A 6,936-nucleotide genomic window follows, 5' to 3' on the forward strand; every position below is an offset into this window, starting at 1 on the left:
CGTGCCTGCAGACGAGGCTTCAAGGCAGGGGTGCACGGTTTCAGAGTCGCAGAGGCTTCAGGGAATTGTTGGCTCAACTGCAAGCCGGGCTGCAGACCAGTACTCAGGCCAGGTCACCTATACACTCAAGCCCCAATACTGCCTTAGCACAGGCAAACTTGCAAACGGGCAGCAGCTTCCAATCGCATCCTATTATCTTGACAGAAAAGACGAGAATGGAAACCTTGTTTTGAACAAGGCAACCCTGAAGCCTGCCGAGCAGCGTGGCGCCTATTTTGTCATAACTTCCTATTACAACAAGGAGAAAATCTGGCCTGGGCCAAACGGAACTGCGGTTTGGGGCTGGGACGACCGCAAGGGCAAATTCTATGACACAAACCTTTACAATGCAATGTTCACGGAGGATTTGCCTGGCTTCAAGCTTGTCTACAAGACCGATGATGCTTCGGTAAAAATCTACGAGATGCTGGACTGATTAATTCCCACTAATAACTAAAGTGGAATAAGATAAGTTGTCCTGTGCTGCAGATTTGCCGTAATTGCCCTGTAGGGCATTGGGCGCATCATTTTTTCTATGGCATTGCTTGTCTTGGCCCCGTCCCTGATGTGATAGCTTGCTATTGCAAGATTAACCTTGTGCTGCCTCAAATAATCAGCCAGGCTTTGCAGCACCTCAATTTCGGCGCCTTCAATGTCCATCTTGATAAAGTCTATTTTTTCTATGCCCTCCTGCAGGCAAAACTCCGGTATTGAAACAACATCAATATAACCTTCGGCTGTATTGGCTGAAGCACCCTGCCCCCCACCAGTCCCACCCAGCGTGGCTGCATTTGGGTCTATGGAGCTGATTATGGTATTTGACCAGGGCAGCTTTGCAGTCTTGTCCCAGATGCCTTTTTTTACGACCTTGACATTGGTTATTCCGTTCCCATTGATGTTTTTTTCAATGACTTTCAGGGACTGCGAATCTGGCTCAAAGCAGTAGACCTTGCCAGAGCTTCCAACCTGTTTTGACGCGTAGATGCTATACATGCCATGAAACCCCCCGCAATCAAATACAATGTCTCCCTCGCGCAGTTTATAGAACTTGTTATATTGCATAAGGGCGCTTTCAATCTCAAGCAGACTCCAAAAGTCTGTTGCAATCCTGCAGCCAAGAAAATCAATTTCAACATCGCCTGTCAGGTCAACCTCATTTCCCTGCCTGCCACCAACCATCTGCATAATGCTTTCAAACAGGCCAACGGTTTTTGCAATTGTCGTCACACTTGAGTCTCCCTTTATCTTCAGCCGCCTGCAACTCTTTCCGCTACCCTTCTCAATCCAGATGCAATCCTTCCCCCTCACTACTCTTGCGCCGCTTAGCAGCAGCCGGCTTTCCAGCCAAAGCCTTCTCAGCGCCCCCAATCCCCCCTGCCCGAGGTACTCGGTCATCAAGAGCTTTCTTGCAATGTCGCTTACCATGCCAACAACTTCCCAATCTTGCAGCCCTATGCCGGGCTTTTTGCCTTTTTGAACCTGAGCCTTAAAACAAGATACCTAAAAAGTATTTTCGGGATTATTGCAAGCAGCTTGCCGACCCCAAACATGCTGGAACCTTTTTCTCGCTTGTAGTGGGTGACTTTGACTTGCGTGACTTTCAGTCCCTGCTCCATGCTTCTCACGACAAGTTCCGGCCCGACAATCAGGTCAGTGTACTCAATCCTGATTTTTTTTGCAGCAGTTGAAGTGAAAACCTTGAACCCGCAGTCAATGTCATCAAGCCTTGTGTCAAAAAGCATCCTGAAAATTATGTTGTGGCCGACTGAAAGCAGGTTTCTGTGCCACGGGTCCATCCTCACAATCCTGCTGCCTATTATCACGTCAAACCCCTGGCCGACAAGCCTTAGCGCCCCGTCCAGGTCCCTCACTTCGTTTTGCCCGTCCCCGTCAATCACTGCAATTACGCCCGCCTTTGAAACCTCAAGTGCCTCTTTCACCGAGTAGGCATAGCCCATGTTCTTTTCATGTGCTATCAATCCGACTCCAGCCACCTTTTTGGCAAACTCGCGCGTGTTGTCGGTGCTTGCGTTGTCAATTACCGTGATTTTTGCATCAAGCTTCCTTGTCTCGACATGCCGCTTGGCGTTTTCAAGGACTTTGACTATGCTTTCCCCTTCGTTATATGTCAGGAAAAAAATCTCAAGATTCATTTGAACCACAGCACCATTCCATCTCACTTGCACTTGTAGATTCCCAAAAGCAGCACGCCATTTTTCTCATGTTTCTCCTGCAGTGTGCAGCCGGCATTCGCAATAAACTCATCTGCCCCAAACCGCTGGAACAGCGCCGCAATCTGGCTTGGAAGGTTTGTTGGCGCAAGCCTGAAATCAAACACATAATCCACCTTCTCAAGCCGCCTTGACTTGTCAGTCCAGTCGCCAGTGTACTTATATCCGGGTTCTTTTAAATAGTAGTGCAGGGAGGCTTCGTTTACTGTGGCAAAACTGAAAGCCCCGGTGTTTTTTGCAAATTCAATGGCATGCCACATTGCCTGCGAGCGAAGCTGGTCATAGTTAAGGCCAAAGGCAAGGAAAACTAGCGAATAGCAAACCATGGCTGCATAAAGAAATGCAAATGCCTTTGCAGTCCCAAGCTTTTTGAGAACAGCCCACGCGGCAAGTGCGCAATAGGCAAAAACGGCCGGATAGGGCAGGGGGTTCAAGTCGCTCAGGCCGCTTGCAACAACAAGTCCCATAAGGCATGCGCAAAGGGCCGCAATAATCAGCGCCTCTTTTTTGCCAAGCCTCAGGTCAAATCCCGCTCCAATCTGGCCGATGCCTGCTGCAAGAAGCGGAAGAACGCTTGCAAAATACCTTGCCTGGTCGCCAAGGTCGGAAAGAATAAAAATGGCGGCATTTGAGATTGCAAATAACGCCAGGCTTCCAACCATCCCAAACTTGTGCCTGCCTAGAAATGCAATGGCGAAAATAAGCGGAATTGCAGGCCCTACCCTTACCGCAATTCTTGCAAGCCAGGCAAGCTTGTAGATTGGCGTGCGCTGCGCAAGCCCTGCAAGGCCAAATATTCTTCCTATGGGCGAAGTTGCCGTGTCAACACCCATGGCACTGCTAAATATAAACCAGGCAAGCCAGGCAAAGATGGCTGCCGCAACAAGCAAACCGGCAATGCACGCAACATATCTCAAGTCTTTAAATTCCCTACTATGGAGCCAGGCTAGGATTATTGCAGGCAGCCCAAAGCCCAAAAACTGTATTTTCGTCAGGACTCCAAGGGCGAAAAAAACAACAAAGCCAAGTGCAGGCAATGAAAATGCAGTATGCCTGACGGCATGTTTTTGCCCTTGCTGTAAGCTCCAAACCTTTCCAAGCTCATTGAAATAATACGCAACCCCCACAAGAAAAAAGCTCATTATCGAGCCGTCCGTGTCAACAAGCGTGTTTTGCATTATGTAATAATTTGAGGCGCACAGGGCAAAAAACCCCAGCCATGCAGCCTTGCCTGAAACTTCTTTGCGGAGCATGTAAAAAATCCAGGCTGCAGCAAGAGAGCCAAAAAGCATTGGCACAAGCCGTAAGTTCTCAAGCCCAAGCGCTCTTGCCCCCCCGTAGATTACGTAGGGGATGGGGGGGTGCAAAAAGTCTCCTGCCTGCATAGTTCCCTGGGCAAACCTGTCGGCAACCTGCGGCCAGTAAGATTCGTCTGAAAAATAGTTCCTTTCTGAAAAAGGCAACCTTGCCGCAAATGCCAGAAGGAACACAATCAGGACAGTTGCAAGCCCCAAGTCGTCAAATTTCATGCAAAAACACTTTTGTCAGTTTGAAAGGCTTGTGCGCACAGCCACCAGCCTCTCTACCAGCCTGACGCGATGCCAAATCAAGCACACGCCGCCTCAGGCCTTCCCAATGCTTTTGAAAAATTCATCAAAGCATTCGACAACATACTGCCTCTCCTTTTCCTTCACCCAGTGGTGGTTGCCAAAGAAAAACGAGTTTTTCATTATTCTTTGCGCATTTTCAAGCGACCCTTTCCTGTAGTCCATCATGCCCATCATGGGCTGGTCTGCAATGTTCCCAGACATAAGCGGCCTTGTCTCTATGCCCTTTTTCTCCAGAAACGCCGTAAGCTGCTCCCGCCTGAATTTAGCGCTTTCCCTGACGGTTATCGGAAAGCCGTACCAGGAGTGCAATGTCCCGGGCCTCTGCCTGGTTATCATCAGGCTGTCTGAATACTTCTCCAGGTTCTCGCACCAGTAATTTGCGTTGAGCCTGCGCGCCTCCAATAGCCGTTCAATCTTTTCCATCTGCCTGATGCCAAACCCGCCCTGCAAATCAGTCGGCCTCAGGTTGTACCCATAATTAACAAAAAGGAACCGTGGGTCTATGCCCGGGTTTTTGTCAAGATAGGGCTTCCTGTCCGCCATCTCCCGAGTCCAGCCGTGCGCCCTAAGCGCCTTTGAAAGCTCCGAGTACTCGTGGTTGTTTGTCAGCAGCATTCCGCCTTCTATTGTGCTTATGTGGTGGGAAAAAAAGAAGCTGAAAGTTGAGATGTCGCCAAAGCTTCCCGCCTTTTTTCCATCCAAAACGGCACCGTGCGACTCGCACGTGTCCTCAACTACAAACAGCCCGTGCTGCTGCGCAATCTCCATTATCTGCTTCATGTCGGCCGGGTTGCCAAGCAAGTGCACGGGCATTATCGCCTTTGTTTTTGGCGTGATGTTCTTTCTTATCTGGTCAATGTCAATGGTGTATGACTCCATGTCAATATCCACAAGGACTGGGACCGCGCCAATGTTATGTATTGGCGAGACTGTTGTGGACCAGGTTACTGCAGGCGTTATGATTTCATCTCCCGGCTTTATGCGCCCCCGTGTCGCCCTGTTGCTAAGTATTGAGAGGGCCACAAGGTTTGCAGAGGAGCCAGAGTTGACCATTGTGGAATATTTTGTCCCGATGAAGCTTGCAAAAAGCCGCTCGAACTGGTATGTCTTTTGCCCCATTGTCACGCGGGTGGAAAGCAGGCAGTCAACAGCCTCCATGATTTCATCAACATCATATGTTGGCACGTTGAGCGGTATTTTGGATTTCCTGCCCTCAAAACCAACGTTCTCCCCAAATCCGTCAATGCCATAATACTTTTTCACAAGCTCCCTGATTTGCCCCATTATTTCGTTTTCCATAAATCCAACACCTGCAATATTGTTTTGTAATCTTCTGCAATCTCAATGCCTTAAGCGGGCCTGCCAAATTATCCTTCTTGCCCCAAAATCCACCCAAGCGTTTTTTCAAGCCCCTGCCCTATTTCATATTCTGCTTTCCACCCAAGCTCGCGGCGCGCCTTGCCGCAGTCAATCTGGAGCTTTTCAAAGTCATCTGACCTGAATGAATCCACAATCTTCATGTTCCCGTATCCGGGCTTAAGCTTTTGGATCATTTCCCCTATGAGCTTGTTTATTTCAGTTTGCTTTCCGGTGCTTAGGTTGTAAACGCCGCTGCCGAACCTTGCCGCAGCCTCAAGCCCGCTTGCCGCATCCTCGACATACAAAAATTCCCTGACACTGCTGCCCTTTGTCAGGATAACTTCCTGCCCGCCCAAAACCTTTTTTGCGATTTTGGGGATGAGCTGCGTTCCATCCTGCCAGGGGCCATAGACATGTGACGCCCTTGCAGTTGCAAGCCCAAAGCCGCAGGATTTTGAGTAGGCTGTGCAGTACATCTCGGCGGCGGCCTTTGATGCCGCATAGGGCTCCTGGGGAAATAGCGGGTGCAACTCATCAACGGGAAGATAAAGCGGCTTTCCGTAAACATTTGCCGTAGAGCAAAAAACAAGCTTCTTTCCAAACCCGGATTTTTTCAATACCTCAAGCAGGCAAATAGTCGCCTCGACATTTGCCTTGTGCGACTCAAGCGGGTCAGAAAGTGCCTGCTGCACATTGACCCTTCCTGCAAGATGAAATACTGCATCAGAGCTTTTTATCGCACTTGCATATGCCCCGGCGTCCCATATGTCAGCCTCAATAATGCGCAAATTTTCTTCGCAAGTGCTGCCACTGTATTTTTTTGCCCACCAGCAAATCCTCTCCTGTGCCTTTTTGCCGCCCCTTGTCTGGGCGTTTACAACCATTCCCTTGCTTGCAAGCAGCCCTGCAAGGCAACTTCCTATAAGGCCGGATGAGCCGGTTATGAGAACTTCCCGGATTTCCATTTATCTTCCCTTCAAGTCGTCTTTGTACCAGGCATATGTCAGGCCGATTCCCTCCTCAAGCCCAACTTTTGGGTTGTAGCCAAGTAGCTTTCGTGCCTTTTCAATGCTGGGCTTTCTTCTTGTCGTGCCGCCTTTGGGAAGCTCGACGAACTTCGGGCTGATTTTCACGCCTGCCGCTTTGGCGACCAGGTTTGCAACCTCAAGAATCGTGTACTCCTCAGTGTCGTTTCCTATGTTGAACGCCTCGCCATTTGTCTTTCTTGCACCCGCCTGGACAACCGCCTCTATCGCATCGCCTATGTAGCAGAAGCTTCGCCTCTGGCTTCCGTCCCCCTGTATCGTGAATTCCTCGTTTTTCACAATCCTTCTGATGAACTCGGGTATAACGTGCTCATTGCCCATCCTGGGACCGTAGAAATTGTGCGGCCTGATTATGGCATAGTCAATCCCAAGGCTCTTGCAGTGCGTGTTTGTGTAAATCTCCCCCATTATCTTGCTTGCAGAATAGGTCCAGCGCGGGTTTTTCGGGTCGTCAACAATCAGCCTGTGGGACTCGTCGGTAGGAAACTGCTCTGGCTTGCCGTAGATTTCAGAGGATGAGAAATAGACAAACTTTTTCACAGAGCTTTTCTCAAGTGCCTCAATCACGTTTATTGTGCCTTGCATGTTGACTTTGAGCACCTGCTTTGGCATTTCATAGAAATATTTTGTGCCGTTTATCGCAGCAAGATG

6 protein-coding genes are annotated in these 6,936 nt (G+C 49.5%); all 6 read right to left on the reverse strand.

Annotated features, from left to right (window positions below; all coding sequences use genetic code 11):
• Nucleotides 1–492 precede the first annotated feature (492 nt).
• Nucleotides 493–1,464: an FkbM family methyltransferase gene (locus FJZ26_02975; protein MBM3229371.1), complete on the reverse strand. Its 972-nt coding sequence runs from the start codon at nucleotides 1,462–1,464 to the stop codon at nucleotides 493–495.
• Between the two features lie 26 nt (nucleotides 1,465–1,490).
• Nucleotides 1,491–2,192: a glycosyltransferase family 2 protein gene (locus FJZ26_02980; GenBank protein ID MBM3229372.1), complete on the reverse strand. Its 702-nt coding sequence runs from the start codon at nucleotides 2,190–2,192 to the stop codon at nucleotides 1,491–1,493.
• A gap of 23 nt (nucleotides 2,193–2,215) precedes the next feature.
• Complete coding sequence (locus FJZ26_02985; GenBank protein ID MBM3229373.1) at nucleotides 2,216–3,799, reverse strand: hypothetical protein; 1,584 nt, start codon at nucleotides 3,797–3,799, stop codon at nucleotides 2,216–2,218.
• Nucleotides 3,800–3,892: 93 nt separating this feature from the next.
• Nucleotides 3,893–5,179 carry an aminotransferase class V-fold PLP-dependent enzyme gene (locus FJZ26_02990; GenBank protein MBM3229374.1) on the reverse strand — a complete coding sequence of 429 codons (1,287 nt, stop codon included), beginning with the start codon at nucleotides 5,177–5,179 and terminating at the stop codon, nucleotides 3,893–3,895.
• A 68-nt stretch (nucleotides 5,180–5,247) separates the two neighbouring features.
• Nucleotides 5,248–6,204 (reverse strand): NAD-dependent epimerase/dehydratase family protein, encoded by a 957-nt coding sequence (locus tag FJZ26_02995; protein MBM3229375.1) that lies wholly within the window; start codon nucleotides 6,202–6,204, stop codon nucleotides 5,248–5,250.
• Nucleotides 6,205–6,936: NAD-dependent epimerase/dehydratase family protein (locus FJZ26_03000; GenBank protein ID MBM3229376.1), on the reverse strand; the 732-nt coding region annotated here is incomplete at its 5' end. It lies immediately after the preceding gene.

The sequence above is a fragment of the Candidatus Parvarchaeota archaeon genome (assembly GCA_016866895.1).
Classification (GTDB): Archaea; Micrarchaeota; Micrarchaeia; order Anstonellales; family VGKX01; genus VGKX01.